The organism is Streptomyces sp. NPDC054841, assembly GCF_053611045.1.
On record NZ_JBSGZO010000151.1, the window covers coordinates 1 to 17452 of the forward strand.

The window sequence follows — 17452 nt, forward strand, 5'->3', positions numbered from 1 at the left end:
TGGTGTCCGGTGGCCGGGGCGGAGTCGGGGGGATGGCGCCGTGATCGTCGTGGGGTTGAGGCCGCTGCCGGGGGCGCTTGCGGATGCTGTTGGGGCGTGCGGGGGCTCGGAAGCGTCCGTGACCTGCACCTTCTGCTTCTCTGCTCGCTCTTTGCGCTCTTGGCCTGTGCGGTGAGCGGTCTGATCCTGGTGACGTCGGGATCGACGGGGAGGCGCGATGAGTCGGCAGACGGGCAAGAAGGCGGCGTTGGAGGAGTTCCGGGCGCTCAATCCCCGGCCCGAGGCCGTGACCGACGAGGGCTTCGCTGCTTGTCCGTTCCTGGATCCGGACGATGTGGTGCAGGTCAAGTACGAGATGGTGCGCCGGGTGAGGGTCGATGGGGTGCCGGTGGCCAGGGCGGCGCCCGCGTTCGGGTTCTGCCGGCAGAGCTTCTATGTGATCGCCGCCGCGCTGGACGCGGGCGGGCCAGCGGCGCTTGTGCCGGGCAAGCCTGGCCCGAAGGGGCCGCGCAAGCTCACCGAAGAGGTCATGGAGTTCATCGAACAGCTCCGACACGACGACCCTGGTCTGCGGCCGGCCCAGCTGGCCAAGGCGGTCCAGATGCGGTTCGGGATCACCGTTCATCCCCGGTCGGTGGAGAAAGCCCTGGCCAGGCGCCGCGAGCCGCGTACTGCGGAGGAAGTCCATCACCGCTGATGAGGCGGTGTCCCAGGTGGGCGGGGCCGAGGTGGCCCGGCGGTATGAGGACCTGCGGGCCGCGGTCCTCGGCGGCCCCGATGGGGGCTCACGATGTGGCTGGGCGGTGCTGGCCCGCTCCGGCATGGCCGCCTGGATCAAGGCGGTCTCCCGAATTCCCGTGCCGTCACGGGTCGTTCGGGACCGGCCGCCAGCGCCGGTCACGGTGGCAGGCGAGCTGGTGGAGGTGCTGGCGTCCATGGCGTGGACAGCGGCCGGAGGCTGTCGCAGCGGATGACCGAGGCGACACGGAGAGGAGGGTGCGGTGAGCATCGAGCAGACCGGGAAGGTCACGGTAGATCATCTTCGCAGAGGCGCGTATCTGTATGTGCGCCAGTCCTCGCTCAAGCAGGTCGTCAACAACAGCGAGTCCACCCAGCGGCAGTACGCCCTGCGCGGCCGGGCCGTCGCGCTGGGCTGGGAAGACTCCCAGATCATCGTCATCGACTCCGACCAGGGCCGCTCCGGGTCCTCGACAGCGGGCCGGGACGGCTTCCAACACCTGGTCGCCGAGGTCTCCATGGGACACGCCGGCATCGTCCTCGGGCTCGAGGTGTCCCGCCTGGCGCGGAACAACACCGACTGGCACCGGCTGCTGGAGATCTGCGCGCTGTCCGGGACGCTGATCCTGGACGAGGACGGACTGTACGATCCGCGGACCTTCAACGACCGTCTCGTTCTGGGCATGAAGGGCACCATGTCGGAGGCCGAACTCCACCTGCTGTCAGCCCGGTTGAGGGGCGGGCAGCTGGCCAAGGCCCGCCGCGGCGAGCTCAAGCAGGGACTTCCGGTCGGCTATGTCCACGACTATGCCGACCGTATCGTCAAGGACCCCGACGCATCGGTGCGGGCCGCCGTCGAGCACGTCCTGGCCGTCTTCACGGCCACCGGCTCGGCCCGCCAGGTCGTCAAGACCTTCGCCGCCGGCCATCTCACCTTCCCCTCCCGCATCCGCACCGGCCCCCGCAAGGGCGAGCTGGTCTGGGGCCCGCTCAAGCACTGGCAGGTCCTCAACGTGCTCCACAACCCGCTCTATGCAGGGGCGTTCTGCTACGGACGGCGCAAAGTCGAACGCAGTGCGGACGGCAAGACCCACATCCGCCTGCTGCCCCGCGAGCAGTGGGACACCCTCATCCAAGATCACCACGAGGGCTATGTGACCTTCGCCCGGTGGGAGACGAACCAGGCCGCACTCGCCGCCCAGGCCGCTTCCCGCGGCCTCGAGCGGACCGCGACCGCGCCGAGGGAAGGGCCCGCGCTGCTGCAGGGCCTGGTGATCTGCGGCCGCTGCGGCAGGCGCATGACCATCGCCTATCACCAGCGGCAAGGCCGCGAAGTCTCCGACTACCGGTGCATGACCCACGCCATCCAAAACGGCGGCAAGGTCTGCCAGCGCATCCCCGGCCCCGGCATCGAACAGGCCGTCGCCACCCTGCTGCTGGAAGAGCTGACCCCACTCGCCGTCGAGGCCGCCCTGAAGGTCACCGATCGTCTCGCCGCCCAGGCAGCCGAGGCCGACCGGCTCCGCTCCACTCACCTCCAACGCGCCCAGCACCGCGCCGACCTGGCAAAACGCCGCTATCTTGCGGTCGACCCGGACAACCGTCTCGTCGCCGACAGCCTGGAAGCCGACTGGAACGCGGCCCTGCGCGAGGTCGCCGCCGCCCGCAAAGACATCGAACGCGCCCGCATCGAAGCCGAACCCGTCAACACGGCACTGCGGGAGAAACTCGCCCACCTCGCCGGCGACGTGCACCGGCTCTGGCACGACCCCGACACCCCGATGCGAGAACGCAAACGCATCGCCCGCCTGCTGATCACGGACGTCACCCTCACCAAGGCCGAACGGATCACCGCCCAGGTGCGGCTCTCCGGCGGCCAGCACCACACCCTCGACCTGCCCCTCCCACTCGGCGGCGGGAAACTGTGGCAGACCCCGAAACCCGTCGTGGCCGCCATCGACACCCTCCTCGAGGACCACACCGACGCCGAGATCGCCGACATCCTCAACCAGCACGGCCTGACCAGCGGCAAAGGGCTGCCGTTCCACCGCCTCCTGGTCCGCGACATCCGCGAGGACTACCAACTCCGCAGCCGCTTCGACCGGCTCCGGGACCGTGGCCTGCTGACCGCGTACGAACTCGCCGAGCTCCTGGGTGTCAGCGTCCCCACCGTCTGGAAGTGGCACCGTGCCGGACTACTTGAAGGCGAGAAGTACAACGACAAGAACGCCTGCCTCTACCCCCAGCCGGGCCCCAACCCGCCCCGCGTCCAGCAAGGCATCCGCCTCGACCGCCGCCGACCAGCAACAACGACCCCAAAGCAAAGCCGATAGGAGAAGAGGTGCAGTGTGATGACAAGCGCTTGTCGTAGGCGTCGCCGACCGAGCCGATCGATGCCGCGATCCCTGCGCGGTCGAGATGCTCGGCGAGCGCGAACGATGTGTACTGGGATCCCGCGTCCGAGTGATGTATCAACTCGCCTTGTGTGAACGGGAATCCGTCCCGGTCGCGTTGCCACAGGGCCATCTCCAGGGCGTCCAGGACAAGCTTGGTCTCCTTGGTGGTGGAGACGGACCAGCCGATGATGCGTCGGGAGAAGGTGTCCACGACGAACGCGACGTAGACGACGCCGGCCCAGGTGGCGACGTGCGTGAAGTCCGTGACCCAGCACCGGTTAGGGGCGCCGGCGACGAAGTCACGGTCGACAAGATCCGGGGCCCGCTCGGCGACCGCGTCGGTGGTCGTCGTAATCACCTTCTTGCCCCGGACGGCGCCGGCGATGCCGAGCTCGCGCATCAGACGCTCGACGGTGCAGCGGGCCACCGTATGGCCTTGCCGGTTCAACTCGCGCCAGATCTTCCGGGCCCCGTAGACGCGGTAGTTGGACGTGTAGACCTGCTGGATCCGCTCCTTGAGCTCGCCATCGCGCACGCAACGGGCGGAAGGGGTTTCGAGGCGTTTCTTGTGGGCGTAATAGGTGGAAGGGGCGATCTTGCAGTCGTGCTCGCTGAGCGTCCTGCAGATCGGCTCGACTCCGCCGAAGCGGTCCCGGTGCTCGTCGATGAAGGCTACGAGCGTGTGTGTGGCCGGTCGAGCTCGCGAAGAAACTCGCCGCGGCCTTCAGGATCTCGTTGGCCCGCTTGAGTTCGGCGTTCTCCTTCTTCAACGCTTTGAGCTGGGCGGACTCCTCCGTCGTCGTTCCCGCTCGCGTCCCCGCGTCGATCTCGTGCTGCTTCACCCAGTTCCGCAGCGTCTCACGGGATCCGATGCCGAGCTTGTCGGCCACCGCCTCCGTCTCGTTCGGATGGTCGTCGCGCACCTCGGCGACCATGCACACCGCACGACGGCGGAGCTCAAGCGGGTACCGGGAAGGTCGTGCCATGACTCGATCCTTTCATGAAATCGAGTCTCCATTCGAATCGGGGCGGTTCAGTATGAGTTGGTCAGCCGGAGCCGGCCGCGGAGGATGACACCGTGGGGTTGGTGGCGGAGGCCACGGGGAAGTAGCGCCCGGCCGCCAACGGGTCCAGGAGCGGCCCGGTCGGCAACAGGTTGAGCAGAGCAGAGGGGACGGGACTGGGCTCGAGACCCGCGTACCCGAGTGCAGAGGCAACCTCATCGCTGGCGAATGGGTATTTGATGCCCAGTTCATCGACCAGGTAGACAGTGCCAGAGGGCACTCCGGGGGCGGGCAGCACCCGCGCGATGAGTCCCACACCGGCCCCTGACCATATCCTGGTGGTGGCCGAGTCCACGTTGGCGACGCTCTTGCCGGTGTCCCCGACGGCCGCGGTCGTGCCGTCGGCCGCCACCGCCTGCGACACGGTCACCACACGGGTCTGCGGACTGACGCCATTCCTGCCGAACAGCAGCCGCGCGCACGGGGCGCGGTCCTGGTCGCGTGGGACGGCGGGCGGGTTGGCCGGTACGTCCTCGGGACCGACCGGCTTCCCGAGCCGGCCTGCCGCCACCACGGCCGCGGTGCTGGTGGGGATCGGCTCCGCCCGGCCGTCCTCGTACGCGGCTGCGTTTCCCGGAGCGGCCATCAGAAGCAGTGCGACAGTCCGAGAGACTGGATGCAGTCCATCCCGGGCGACCATGAAGTACTCCCGGCCGTCCGGCTGGTGGCTGTTCGTGAGCAGTACCTGTCCGACCCGGGTGGCCACTCCGCCGACTGTGGGTCCGTCCTCGCCAACCCCGGAGACTCTGGGAGCGCGCAGATCGCTGCCGGCCGGGAGGGCGTTCACCCAGCCTGTGGGTACGTCGTAGATCTGAGCCGCGCTGTATCCGAGGGCCACCAGACCGGTCTGTGCGTCAATGAGGTGGCGTTTTCCCCCGACGGCGATATAGGGGGTTCCGTCGGGCGTCCGTACCAGCAGCCCCTGCCCGTCCTTGACCTGCCGTTCTATGACTGGGGAATCGCGGTTGCCCATTCGGATGGTGATGCCGCCCTGGGAACGGGCGCAGACCAGCCAGCGGCTGCCGCTCATCTTGGCCGCCGATGGAAGCGGGTCGGGAGCGCCGGGGATGCCGACGGGCAGCCCGTGAGGGTAGCCCCGCAGGGAGTTCTGTGACACTTCGACGACTTTGGCGTTCTCGCCACCGAGCAGCAGCGCGGAAGCTTGGTTGAGGACGGGCCGCAGTACTCCGGCGCGCAACACATAGCGGGCAGTGGTCTCCCGTTCGACGATCACAACCCCCGGTTCTTTCCACGAGGTCGCCCCGCCAGGCCGCAGGTAGCCGTACACGCCGACGCCGATGGTCACTATCAGCGCCAGCACGACGCCGCCGATGGCTCCCGTGATGAAGCGGCGCATCGGGGTTTGCGGAGCATCTGGATCTCCGGTGACCATGGCCGAGGCAAGCCGCCCGACCACGCACAGATATGCCTGGAGCTGGTCTCTCTTGTTCCGCATGGGGAGTCTCCGCCTCGGTTACGGGCAGGGTCATGGCAGGGTGGCTGACGAGGGATCTAGCAACGACGAGATGACGTCAGCCGTTGAGGGCACGCGCGTAGGCGTAAACGCCGAGTACTTGCAGCAGGAGCAGCGGCAGGGCGACCGAAGCCGCAGTCTCCAGGAGGTCCGCAGCCCGCCCCCAGTAGGGGAGCAGTCGGCGGCCGGGCAGTGTCCTGGCACACACCAAGAGCAGTAGAACGAGCAGCAGCAGTACCGCAGACAGCCACAGTCGTTCGCTGGGCGCGTCGGCGATCCGGACGAGAAGCGCACCCGTGATCAGGACGGCCGGAGCCACGGTGCACAACCGATGCCCGACGCCCTCGACGACGCGCGAGCGCAGCAGCAGCGTGACGGCGGCCAAGGCAGCGACGGTGGGCGCCGGCCAGCCGGGACTGGTGGCGAGTACGGAGGCGGAGACACCGGCGACGGTGCCGACTGCTGCGAATAGCGCGAGCATGTAGCGGTCGGCAGCTGCAGCCTGCTGCATGAGCCGCTGTCCCGGCAGTGGGTCGAGATCGAGCTGGAGTTCCTCGGCGGAGGTGGGCAGCGGCGGGAGCTTGAGCCGGGCAAGCCGGAAAGCCCCCATCGGGATCGACGGGCCGTATGACAGCGCGATGAACATCACGATTCCGGCGGACCGCATCGCGGACACTTCCAGGCCAGCGGTGAGAAGTCCGCCGATCACCGGCCCGACCGTGAGGGCCAGCACCCCTGCGAAGACTGGGGCACTGTCCGCGGCGGAGATGTCCTGGCCTTTGACACTGCTGAAGCCACTCACGCCGGCGTGGCCCAGCAGCCCGGCGGCGCCGGCCGCTGCGGCGGCAGCCAGCAGCGCCGGAGCACCGAAGCCGCCCACGAAGAGGGCACCCCCCAGAGCGGCATACGGCAATGCGAGCAGAGCGGTCAGCATCGCAGCGGGCACGTCGCCAATCGCGCGAGACAGCGCGGTCGCGGTCAGCAGTAGCAGCGCGGCCCCGCCGAGAGCTGTCGAAGCACGGGGGAGGGACGGGCCGCCCAGCAGCAGCACCAGCAGTCCGCACGCGGCGACGGCCGCGGACAGTGCCAGATACAGCAGACGGGTCCAGCGGCCTTCCCAACGGTCGGCCCGACCCCGAACTCCGGCGGACACCCCGTCCACCATGTCGTCGAACTCCAGCTGGCCCAAGGCGGCGCCGCGAGGGCGAAGATAGAGCGTCTCGCCGTCTACCAGCCCCAGCGTGGACGGGGTGCGGTCCTCGTCGAGCGGTGGTTCACCGAGCCGCTGCAGGATCCAGCCGTCGTGGTCGAGGCCCGCCTCCGCGAGCTTGTCGTCGCTCTGCTGGAGGAGCACCGGCAACAATTCGGCGAGCGGAATGTCGGCCGGCACGGAGAGCTCGATCCAGCCGGAGGGGGCTTGCACGGTGAGTCGGCAGGTGTCCACTGGGGGGCTGCTCATGCTGGAGGACCACCTCGGAGATGTCGGATCAGTCGGGGGTGGGGGCAGGACTCGCGGGTTTGGCGGACATCGGATGAACTCGGCCGACGACACGTGCGTTGCAGGGGATCGGGAGCCGTAATCGCTCACCGCAGTCCGGCGACGGTCCGTCCGCCGGTGTCTACGAGGACCGATCGGGCTGAGTTCACTACTGCTGACGGGCCCTCGCTGGGCGCCGCTCGCTCCGTACCAGCCAACCGCATCCACAGGAAGGGCACTCGGTGCCGAGTACCAAGGTGTTCCGCCGGCCGGCGTTCCGCCCGGGGCCGGAGATGCCGACAGGCGAGATCGCCGTCCAGGAGCCGCCCGTGCTGGAGGAGCCCCAGGGCGGCGCGTTGTCCTCGGCGATGATGTACCTGCCGATGGCGTTGTCCTCGGGCATGATGATGCTGATGTTCATCCAGCCGGGCTCCCAGGCGCTGGGCTATCTGGTCGCCGGCATGATGGTCATCTCTACTCTGGCCATGATGGTGGCTCAGCTGGTGAAGGCCTCCGGCGACCGCAAGCGCAAGATCAACGGTGAGCGGCGTGACTACATGCGCTACCTGGCGCAGATTCGCCGCCAGATCCGCAAGGCGGCAGAGCAGCAGTACACCGCTTCTCTCTGGCGGCACCCTGCCCCTGACGGCCTGTGGTCCGTTGCTCTCTCCAGCCGATTGTGGGAACGCCGCCCCTCCCACGACGAGTTCGGCGAGGTACGGATCGGCTTGGGCGAGCAGCGCGCTGCGCTGCGCCTGCGCCCTCCACAGAGCAAGCCCGTCGAGGACCTTGACCCGTTGGCAGCAGTCGCCCTGCGCCGCTTTACCAAGGCTCACACCGTACTGCCCGCGATGCCCACGGCACTCTTCCTGCGGGCTTTCGCGCGGGTCCTGGTCCGGGCCGACTCCGAGTCGGAACTCGCAGCCGGGCTGGAGCCGGGACGGGCCCAGGAGGCCGCCCGGGCACTCGCCCGCGCAATGATCGCTCAGCTGACTACCTTCCACGCCCCTGATGACCTGTGGATTGCCGTGTGCGCGAGTGCCGAGGCCAGGCCGCACTGGGACTGGGTGAAGTGGCTCCCGCACGCCCAGCACCCGGTCGCGCAGGACGCCGCGGGGCCAGTCCGGATGGTCACCGACAACCTGGTGGAGCTGGAGAGGCTGTTGGGGGAGGACTTCGCAGAGCGGGCTCGCTTCGAACCCAACGGCAAGATCCGCCCAGAGGAGCCCTTCGTCCTTCTGGTGCTGGACGGCGTGGCGCTGTCCCCGGGCTCCCGGATCGCGGACGCGGGATTCGCCAACACCACCGTGCTCGACGTTTCGGGATCCCTGCGCTGGAAGGCCGACAAGCTGGCCCTGCGCCTGCGGGTCAGCCCCGAGGCCGTCGAGGTCGCCAACGCCGACCGGGCAGGCCGGGACCAGTACGCCCTGGTGGGCCGCCCTGATCTGCTGAGCCTGGTGAAGGCCACGGTCCTCGCCAAGGTGATCTCACCGAACCGGATCGCGCTGTCCGTGGACACCGCCGACCCTCTGGGAACCGACCAGCAGCTGACCGAACTGCTGGGCATCGGCGATGCCGGATCCTTTGAACCGGTGCAGATGTGGGCCTCGCGCACCCCCTGGGACCGGTTGCGGGTGCCAATCGGCGTCGGACAGGACGGAACCCCAGTGGAACTGGACATTAAGGAGTCGGCGCAGGGCGGTATGGGCCCGCACGGCATGCTGATCGGCGCCACCGGCTCCGGCAAAAGCGAGCTGCTGCGCACCCTGGTCCTGGCACTGGCGGCAACCCACTCCTCCGAGGTGCTGAATTTCGTTCTGGTGGACTTCAAGGGCGGTGCCACCTTCATGGGCCTGGAGCGGCTGTCGCACACGTCCGCCGTGATCACCAACCTGGCGGACGAGCTGCCACTGGTCGACCGGATGCAGGACGCCCTCCAGGGCGAGCTGGTCCGCCGCCAGGAACTGTTGCGCGCCAACGGCTTCAGCTCCCTCGCCGAGTACGAACGCGCCCGGAGCGCCGGTACCAGGCTCGATCCGCTTCCCACACTCTTCCTGGTTGTCGACGAGTTCAGCGAGATGCTCAGCACCCGCCGCGAGATGATGGACCTCTTCGTCATGATCGGTCGGCTCGGCCGAAGCCTCGGGGTGCACCTGTTGCTTGCCTCCCAGCGGCTGGAGGAGGGCCGCATCCACCTCCTGGAGTCCCACCTCTCGTACCGGATCGGCCTGCGTACGTTCTCGGCCTCGGAGAGCCGCAGCGTGCTGGGCGTGCCTGACGCGTACGAGCTGCCGTCGGTCCCGGGCAGCGGCTATCTCAAGACCGGTACCGCTGTCCTGACCCGCTTCAAGGCCGCCTACGTCTCCGGCGCATACAAAGGCGCGGTCCGCCGTCGCTCCAGCGCTGCCGTGGTGAAGCAGCAGGTCGTGCCGTACCGCACGGAGTACCTGGCGCTCCCTCAGCAGCCCGAAACCGAACCGGAACGGGAGGCGGAGGCTGAGGAGACCTTCGGCCAGGAAACCCTGATGCAGGTCCTGCTGGATCGGCTGCGCGGCCAGGGCCCGCCGGCCCGACAGGTATGGCTCCCGCCGCTCGCCGACCCGGCTTCCCTCGACGACCTGTTGCCCCCGCTGGAGCCCGACCCCGACCTCGGGCTGTGCCCGGTCAGCTGGGCACAGCGTGGCAAGCTCCAGGTGCCGCTCGGTCTCGTCGACATGCCCTTCGAGGGGATGCGTGAACTCCTCACCGCCGACTTGTCGACGGGCGCGGGCCACGTCGGCATCGTCGGCGGACCACAGAGCGGCAAGTCCACCCTCTTGCGTAGTCTGATCGCGGCACTGGCAATCACGCACACTGCGCGCGAGGTGCAGTTCTACTGCCTGGATTTCGGCGGGGGCGCCCTTGCCTCGCTCGCTCATCTGCCCCACATGGGCAGCATCGCGGGCCGTACGGAGAGCGACCGAATCGCCCGCACCATCGCCGAACTCAGCGCACTGCTTGTGCAGCGCGAGCAGCTGTTCGTGGCCAACGGGGTGGAGTCCATGGAGGGCTACCGCCGCCGCCGCACCGAGCCCTGGGCCGCCCAGGACCCCTTCGGGGACGTCTTCCTGGTCGTCGACGGCTGGTTCACCTTCCGACAGGAGTTCGAGATTCACGAACCCGCCCTCCAGGACCTGGTGAACCGGGGCCTCAGTTACGGCATTCACGTGGTGGTCACCTCTGGCCGCTGGTCGGAGATCCGCCCTTGGCTGCGCGACGTCCTTGGCACCCGTTTCGAACTGCGACTCGGCGACCCAGTGGACTCCGAAGTCAACGCCCGCACTGCCGCCACCGTCCCCGAGGTGCCCGGCCGCGGCCTGAACCGGCAGGGTCTCCACTTCTTGGGCGCGCTGCCCCGCATCGACGGCGGCCACGGCACTGAGGATCTTCCCGACGCCACGCGGGCCCTGGCCGACGCAGTCGCCGACGCCTGGCAGGGGCACCGCGCACCCGTGGTCCGGATGCTGCCCGCGCAGCTGCCCGCCGATCAGTTGCCCGCACCCGACGGGGACCTCCGCATGCCCATCGGTATCAACCAGCAGGATCTGAAGCCCGCGTACCACGACTTCGAGCGTGATCCGCATCTGATGATCATCGGTGACACGGAGAGTGGAAAGAGCAACCTGCTGTGCCTGGTGGCACGCGCCATCGAGGAGCGCTATGGCCCACGCGAAGCCCGCGTGCTGCTCTGCGACTACCGCCGCGACCTGGCCTCGACCGTGCCGGAGGAACGCCGGGTCGGATACGCGGTCTCCACCGAATCCCTCGCCGAGCTCGCCGCAGGTACGGCAGAGGCCCTGCGGCCACGGATGCCTGGTCCGGAGATTTCTCCGGAACAGTTGGGGAACCGCGACTGGTGGGAGGGGCCCAGGGTGTTCGTGCTGGTCGACGACTTCGAGCTGATCACCGGCCCCGGCGTCGTCTCACCACTCGCACCGCTGCTGGAAATGCTGCCGCAGGGCGAGCACATCGGACTCCACCTGGTCGTCGCCCGGTCATCCGTCGGCGCCGGCAGAGCGTTGGCCGACCCGGTACTGCGCAAGATGTGGGATCTGGGCGCGCCCGCCCTGTTGCTGTCCTGCCCCAAGGACGAGGGCATGTTCCTGGGCAGCGTACGACCTCAGGTGCTCCCCACCGGCCGGGCCCAGCTGATCAATCGTCGACGGCAGGTGAGCATTGTCCAGACAGCGCTGGCCCGCTGGACTGACACCTGACGCAGCTGACGTACGTCATGCCCTTGCGAAGGCGGACTCCGCATGTCAGGACTCGCCTGCCAAGTAACCACCAATTAGGAGACGCCGACTATGGCCGAGAACGAGACCAGCAGCGAACGAATCGAGCGTATACAACAGCAGCTCGAGCAGACCGATCAAACCGAGCGCCCCGAGACGACCGGGGACGCGACGCCGCTGGAGCCGGACACGAATATTCCCGGCCCACCGAGTTCACTCGACGCGCGCCAGGCCAACAGCGAGAACCCGGCTGCCAGGGCCGGACGGATCTATCTGGAAGAGCGGTGCGAGGCCTGCCGCCGGCTCCTCTTGCGGCTGTCCGGGCTGGCCACGGACGAGCTGATGGTGAAGGCACGGCAGTGGCTCGCCGACCAGGAGTGGACCAACTTCGCCCGAGGCGTCGCGTTCGAGGCGGTGCGTTTCCGGATTCCGCTGGACATGGAAGACCTCGCGTTGTTGGACAGAATGCTGTTGGAGGCCGGGGCGGACCGTACAGCGCTGGACGGGCTGGAGTTGCGCGAAGCCGAGCCGCTACCGATGTTCGTCTTTACCACAGATCCGGATCCCGCCCCCGATGGTGACTGGAGCATGGCTCCTCCGACCCTTTTTGTCACAAGTGATCCGAGAACGGAGGGCACCGCGGACCCGGTGGACGACACCGCCGTCTCGGCCGTTCGCGATTCCGCGTTGGGCCTGTGGCGGTCCTGGCGGCACGCGGCCGACGGTTCGACGTGGCCCCGGCCCGAGCGGGTCTACGTGGTCGAAGTACCGGCCGGCGCCGAAGCTGTCGAGATGGTCGAGCTGACTGCTCGTGTTCAGTCGCAGCTGGCGGCTGTCGCAGGTCAGGACGTGCAGGTCGAAGTAGTCGCTACTCGGGAAGTGGCGACCTCCTATCAGGTCATGGCGCGCAACTATGGGTTGCTGCTGTGGGATGCCGACGGCCGCCCAGGGATGCAGGTGGCCGGACTGTTCGACCGGGTCGATCCGGAACGAGGTCCGCTGTTCGACCCCAGCCATCCCCGACTGCCCAACGAGGAGGCTCTGAAGGTGGCGGCATACCTCCGGGAGGGCCGGACGGTGGTGAACACGACCGAGCGGATGCCCGACGTACTGGCAGAGGACGACGATCTGGTGGTGCCGCTCGGCTTCAGCACAGACGGCTACTGGGTGTGGAACGACGCGAGCCTCTACTACCTGGAGCAGCATGGCCTGGCACCGACCGAAGGCTTGCTCGCGCATGTGAAGGCCACCGGATACCAATGCCCCTCCGTGGACGGGGCGGGCCTGCACCGGGCGATGGCCGCCATTTTGGACGAGCCTTCGGACGAACCGGCGTGGACCCTCGGGGACCCGGTCGAGGTGGCCGGAGAGGCCTCCAGCGAACAGGCCCGCGATGAGGTCACAGACAAGAACCTCGAAGAGCCTGACGGGCAGTGAACAGGCACCTGTGAGGCTGCGTAGAGCTGTGTGGAGGCCCGATCCGACGGGCTCTCCGAGGCATACGGGCCACACATGCTCCTGTGGCCCCGATCACCGGAAGTGAGGGACACATGGTCAGTCCGGGAATGCAGCAGGTAGACGCGGATCAGATCGACGCCGCAGCCGCCAAGGTCAACGGTGAGAAGCAGGCGCTCGACGGGTCGTACAACGAGATGAAGGCCGTCATCAACCAGCTTGCGGCGGCGTGGTCGGGCGGAGCCTCGGACGTCTTCGAGGGGCTGATGTTCGATTGGCTCGGAGACTTCGGCCTCGTGCTCAACAACATGCAGGCGATCGGCAACCTGCTCACTACGTCAGCCGGGGAGTACCGCGCCGCGGAGGACGCCAACAAGCAGAGGATTGCCCGGATCGCCGGCGAGAGCACGCCGAGCATCATCCCCCTGTAATGCCCACCTGCCGCGGGAAGTCGTACGCATGTCGTGACACCTCCTGCGGCACCCTTCGGAGAAAAGGAACCGAGATGGCCGGCTACGGCATCAACTACGACGAAGCCCAGATGGTCATGGGCCGGTTCGTGTCCATCGACGAACAGCTCGCTGAGGCTCAGACGCGAGTCAAGAACATCGTCGACGCGCTCGGCGACGTCTGGAAGAACAGCAAGGGGCGCGAGGACTATGTCGAGCTCCAGAACCAGTGGAGCGGCACACTCACCCAGATGAGCCTGCTGCTGCAGAAGATGAATCAGTGCCTGGGGATGAACCTCGAAAACTACCACGGCACGGACGAGTACGTCGGGAAACTCATGCGAGGGTGACCGGCTCGGTCGCCTTGCGGAGAACGGGAGACAACATGGCCGAAGCGGCCAAGGATACAGAGGTTGGCGGTACGGGCAAGTCCAAGGAGCTGAAGGTAACTCCGGACGACTTGCTGAAGTACGCCAACTTCCTCAAGACGCTCATCCCCCTGGTCGACCAGGCCAAATCGGAGATGGACGGTGTGAAGATCAAGGCGGGCAACTTCAAGGACGGCTCAGACCTGGGCCGCCTGGTGGGCTGGGACGACGCCAAGGGCCGGGCCAAGGCCTTCGCGGAGGACCTAGCGCAGCTCAAGGCGGCACTGGTCAACCTGTCCGACAAGCTCCGCGAGGCGGCCACTCACTACAGCGATGTCGAAGGCCTGAACAAGCATCTCGCAGAGAAGGCCAAGGACATGGTGGCCGAAGTCACCGCTCTTCTGCCCAAGAACAAGAGCGCTGCCTGAGCGGGTGATCCGCAGCACGTACAAGCACTACAGGAATCGCGCGCCGGCCGATGCCGCGGCCGGCGCCGCAGAGGACGAGGAAGGACCGTGGCAGAAGACGACGGCCAAGCCATACCCCAGAATGACAACTACTCAGGGTGGGGCTGGAAGCAGATTCAGCTGGCGATCCTCGGCTCGGTGAGCGCCGACCGAGAGACCGAGGCGGCCCTGGTGAGCGGGGTGAGTGAACCGGAGTCCTTGAGGCGTGCGGCAAGATCCTTCCAAGCCGTGCAGACCAATCTGAACGAGGTGAAGCTTCGCCTCGAATACCGCAGCGACGTGCTGATGGGCAGTGAGGGAACCTGGAGAGGTGATGCCGCAACAGCCTTCCAGGGCCTTGCGTTCGAGATTCGCTCCGCACTGCAGAGCCGGCTCGACACTGTCGGCGGCTCCCCCAGCTACAGCGATTCGCTGGAGGACTCGGCCAATGCCCTGCAGCAGGCGATCAGCGATATCATCCGAATCAACCGTGAGGGCGCCGCGAAGGCCAAGGCGGCGTACGACGCAAAGATGCAGGCGTGGAAGGATGCGAACCAGCCGGTCAACGTCGATCCCGGTCCGGGGCCTTCGCCGGTTTTTGAAAAGAACGGCACCGAGATCGTTGCCGTCTCAAAATTCCCCGAGGTGGTGGCGTGGCTGGACGAGCAGATGTCCGGGGTCATCACCAAACTAAGTACCACGTACAAGAGCAAGCAGAGCGCGATCCGTCCTCTGAGCACGGTCAAATACCCCACGCCCTCGGACCCGGCCAAGCCCGATCCCAACGGCAATCTCCCGGGTGGTGCCCCCAAGAAGGACCCTGGCAGCGGCGACAAGCCCAGTGATTCAGGGGGGGACTTCAGCTTCGATGACGCCATGCCCGTTCTGAAGCCGACGAGTTCCCAGCCTCTGTCTCAGAGCGTTCCTGGTGGGGTCGGGAATCCTGACTTCCAGGTCCTCGGAGCACCATCTGCGGGGGCACTTGGCGTGGGCGGGCTGCCGCTGCTCACTGGGTCCCACGCCGGTCTCTCCGCAGTGCAGTCACCGCTCGGCGGACCAGCCGGGCTTGAAGGGGATCTGGGTCTCGGACAACTCGGCGATGGCGCGCTCGGCGTGCTCGGGTTCGCCGGTCTCGGTGCGGCGGCCGCGCGGTTCAACCCCACGCCCGCCGCGGGGCTGCCTGGCCGCCCCAGGCCCAACAGTTCTCGGGTGCTCGGTGCCGACGCCCTGCGCACCCTCGCCAACGACGCCGTGGGCCACCGGCTCGCCCGGCCCATGGTGGCCGGCGATCCGCCACCGGGAGCCCTGCCCGGCGCTACCCGGTACGGACACGGGCCGACAGCGGCCGCCCAGAGCGAACAGGGCATGCGCTACCCCATGGGTGGCATGGGGGCGGGCGGCCTCGGCGGTGCCGGTATCGGCCCGCTCGGCGGCCAGCAGGATCGGGACCGGGAGAGCCGACTCATCGAGGACCGGGACCCGTGGGGCACCGATGAGGAGTCCACAGGTGTACTCGGCCGGACGGACGAGGCGAAGACCGAATAAGCAGGGCCGGACACCGAAGGTCGTCTCCGTCCCAAGGGCTACAGGGAGCGCACAACATGGCTGCTGGTTTTACGAATGTATCAGACGGCGTTCCGAAAAATACGAATGACAACGACAAGGGTAAGGGCATTGATACCCACGGGGGCAATCCGGTCAAAATTGCACCCGGCCCGATCGATCCCAAGAGCCAGGACTCGCACAAGAACAACAACGGCATCAGCATCGACCAGGGTACGAACCTGTACGACGGCTGGAGCTGGAAAGAAATTCAGGTCGCGATCCTGGGGGCGGTGGACACCGACAGCACCACGACCACCGACGCTCAGTACGCCACCAGTGACCCGGTTTCACTGTCCGATGCAGCCGCAGCGTTCAGCATCCTGACTCTGAATCTAACCTTCATTGACCAAAACTTGTCGAAACAGACCCAGCTACTATTGGACGCGAAGAACGGGTTGTGGAAGGGAAATGCGGCTGCCGCGTTCAGTTCCCTGATGGAGAAGTTTCGCTCGGTAGTGAAGAGCCGTCTGCAGACCCTTATGGGGCCGCCGACCTATGCAGAAGCTCTTATGGACGCCGCCCAGGGGCTGACCACAGCCATCAGGCGTGTCTATGAGGCGAACCACAAGGCCGCGAACAATGCGTTGGCGCGCAATGCCAAGTACGTGACCTTCCAGGACAAGACACAGTTGGTAGCCGTGTCGCAGTTCAAGGACATCGTGGAGGATCTCACCAAAGATATGCGGTTCGCCATCAACGAACTGGCCAACTCCTACCGCGCGGCCAAGTCGAGCATGCCGGAGCCGCAGGGCATCACCTACCCCGGGGTGACCTCCGTATCGCCGGAGCAGCAAAAGCTCCAGAAGGACCTTGACGACCTCAACACGAAGCTCGACAAGGCCCACAAGGACTCCGAGAAGGCCAGGGCTGAGGCAGACAAGGCCAACAAGGAGGCGATGAGGAAGGCCCAGGACTCGCTCAAGAAGGGGCAGACTGACCTTGCCAAGCAGCAGGATGTAATGCAGAAGGCGGCCGGAGCTGACGCAAAGGGGCTGGGCGACTCGCCGCTCCCGGGTGCACCGGGCACTGGAACACTGGGCAACGGTTTGGGTACGGGGCTCGATGAACCAGGGGCTGGACTTGGCGGCGACACGGCTGGCGGTCTGGGTGGGGTCGGCATCCCCCCTGGAGCTCTGCCCAACCCAGGCCTGATGAACAGCGTCCGCCCGCCCAGGGCCGGTGGGCTGCTCGCCGCCGGTACCCTGCCCAAGGTGGGAAAAGGCCTGAGCGCGGCCGAGCTGCAGAAAGGGTTGCCCGGTACGCCGTTGCGAACCGGCAGCACGATCGGCGGGGGATCTCCGGCGCGTGCCAGCACCTTCGCCGGGGAGGCCGGCGCTGCCGCCAGGGCGGCGAGCAGCCGCGCCACCATGGGTACGGCCGCGGGGGGCTCACCTGGCATGATGCCCGGCGGATATCCGATGGGCGGCATGGGCGGCATGGGTGCGGGTATGGGGGGAATGGGCTCCGCCCAACCGCGGGAGAAGGACAGTAACACCTGGCTGGTTGAGGACGAGGAGACCTGGGGCATCGACGACGAAGAGGGCCCCACCGCTCTCGGCCGTCGCTAGTCACATCGCTGTGATCAGTCCACTCCTCATTCACCAGCATGCTTAGCCTGCGCGTTTCACTTGGGACCGTGTTCGGATCATGAGCGGTAACGCGAAAGTGCCTTCTGGGCTGGGACGATGAACCTTGTCGAGGGGTTCTGT

At 67.3% G+C, this 17452-nt stretch carries 11 protein-coding genes and 2 pseudogenes; 9 read left to right on the top strand and 4 right to left on the bottom strand.

Annotated elements, in window-relative coordinates:
* Positions 1-217: 217 nt before the first annotated feature.
* Both ACWGI8_RS20875 and ACWGI8_RS20880 read left to right on the top strand, forming a co-directional pair.
* Positions 218-697 carry a helix-turn-helix domain-containing protein gene (locus ACWGI8_RS20875; protein WP_453662891.1) on the top strand — a complete coding sequence of 160 codons (480 nt, stop codon included), beginning with the start codon at positions 218-220 and terminating at the stop codon, positions 695-697.
* Positions 698-1001: 304 nt separating this feature from the next.
* Positions 1002-3071: a recombinase family protein gene (locus ACWGI8_RS20880; protein ID WP_453662893.1), complete on the top strand. Its 2070-nt coding sequence runs from the start codon at positions 1002-1004 to the stop codon at positions 3069-3071.
* A 43-nt stretch (positions 3072-3114) separates the two neighbouring features.
* On the opposite strand, the pseudogene ACWGI8_RS20885 reads toward ACWGI8_RS20880, so the two are convergent.
* From ACWGI8_RS20885 to eccD, 4 genes and pseudogenes are all read right to left on the bottom strand, one after another.
* Positions 3115-3813 (bottom strand): annotated as a pseudogene (locus ACWGI8_RS20885) (IS3 family transposase); the annotation flags it as partial.
* 67 nt (positions 3814-3880) lie between these two features.
* Positions 3881-4120, bottom strand: a pseudogene (locus ACWGI8_RS20890) (transposase); the annotation flags it as partial.
* A gap of 61 nt (positions 4121-4181) precedes the next feature.
* The gene (gene eccB, locus ACWGI8_RS20895; protein ID WP_453662895.1) at positions 4182-5654 is read right to left on the bottom strand and encodes a type VII secretion protein EccB; all 1473 of its coding nucleotides are present in this window, start codon (positions 5652-5654) and stop codon (positions 4182-4184) included.
* A 76-nt stretch (positions 5655-5730) separates the two neighbouring features.
* On the bottom strand, positions 5731-7131 hold the full coding sequence (gene eccD / locus ACWGI8_RS20900) for a type VII secretion integral membrane protein EccD (protein ID WP_453662896.1): 1401 nt from the start codon (positions 7129-7131) through the stop codon (positions 5731-5733).
* 260 nt (positions 7132-7391) lie between these two features.
* Here eccD and eccCa point away from each other — a divergent pair, with 260 nt between their 5' ends.
* From eccCa to ACWGI8_RS20935, 7 genes are all read left to right on the top strand, one after another.
* On the top strand, positions 7392-11402 hold the full coding sequence (gene eccCa, locus ACWGI8_RS20905; protein WP_453662897.1) for a type VII secretion protein EccCa: 4011 nt from the start codon (positions 7392-7394) through the stop codon (positions 11400-11402).
* Between the two features lie 90 nt (positions 11403-11492).
* On the top strand, positions 11493-12857 hold the full coding sequence (locus tag ACWGI8_RS20910; protein ID WP_453662898.1) for a hypothetical protein: 1365 nt from the start codon (positions 11493-11495) through the stop codon (positions 12855-12857).
* 128 nt (positions 12858-12985) lie between these two features.
* Positions 12986-13306: a WXG100 family type VII secretion target gene (locus ACWGI8_RS20915; RefSeq protein ID WP_453662900.1), complete on the top strand. Its 321-nt coding sequence runs from the start codon at positions 12986-12988 to the stop codon at positions 13304-13306.
* A gap of 74 nt (positions 13307-13380) precedes the next feature.
* Positions 13381-13674: a WXG100 family type VII secretion target gene (locus ACWGI8_RS20920; protein ID WP_453662901.1), complete on the top strand. Its 294-nt coding sequence runs from the start codon at positions 13381-13383 to the stop codon at positions 13672-13674.
* Positions 13675-13709: 35 nt separating this feature from the next.
* Positions 13710-14120 carry a hypothetical protein gene (locus ACWGI8_RS20925; protein WP_453662903.1) on the top strand — a complete coding sequence of 137 codons (411 nt, stop codon included), beginning with the start codon at positions 13710-13712 and terminating at the stop codon, positions 14118-14120.
* Positions 14121-14207: 87 nt separating this feature from the next.
* The gene (locus tag ACWGI8_RS20930) at positions 14208-15683 is read left to right on the top strand and encodes a WXG100 family type VII secretion target (protein WP_453662904.1); all 1476 of its coding nucleotides are present in this window, start codon (positions 14208-14210) and stop codon (positions 15681-15683) included.
* A 56-nt stretch (positions 15684-15739) separates the two neighbouring features.
* Positions 15740-17311: a hypothetical protein gene (locus ACWGI8_RS20935; protein ID WP_453662906.1), complete on the top strand. Its 1572-nt coding sequence runs from the start codon at positions 15740-15742 to the stop codon at positions 17309-17311.
* Positions 17312-17452 lie beyond the last annotated feature (141 nt).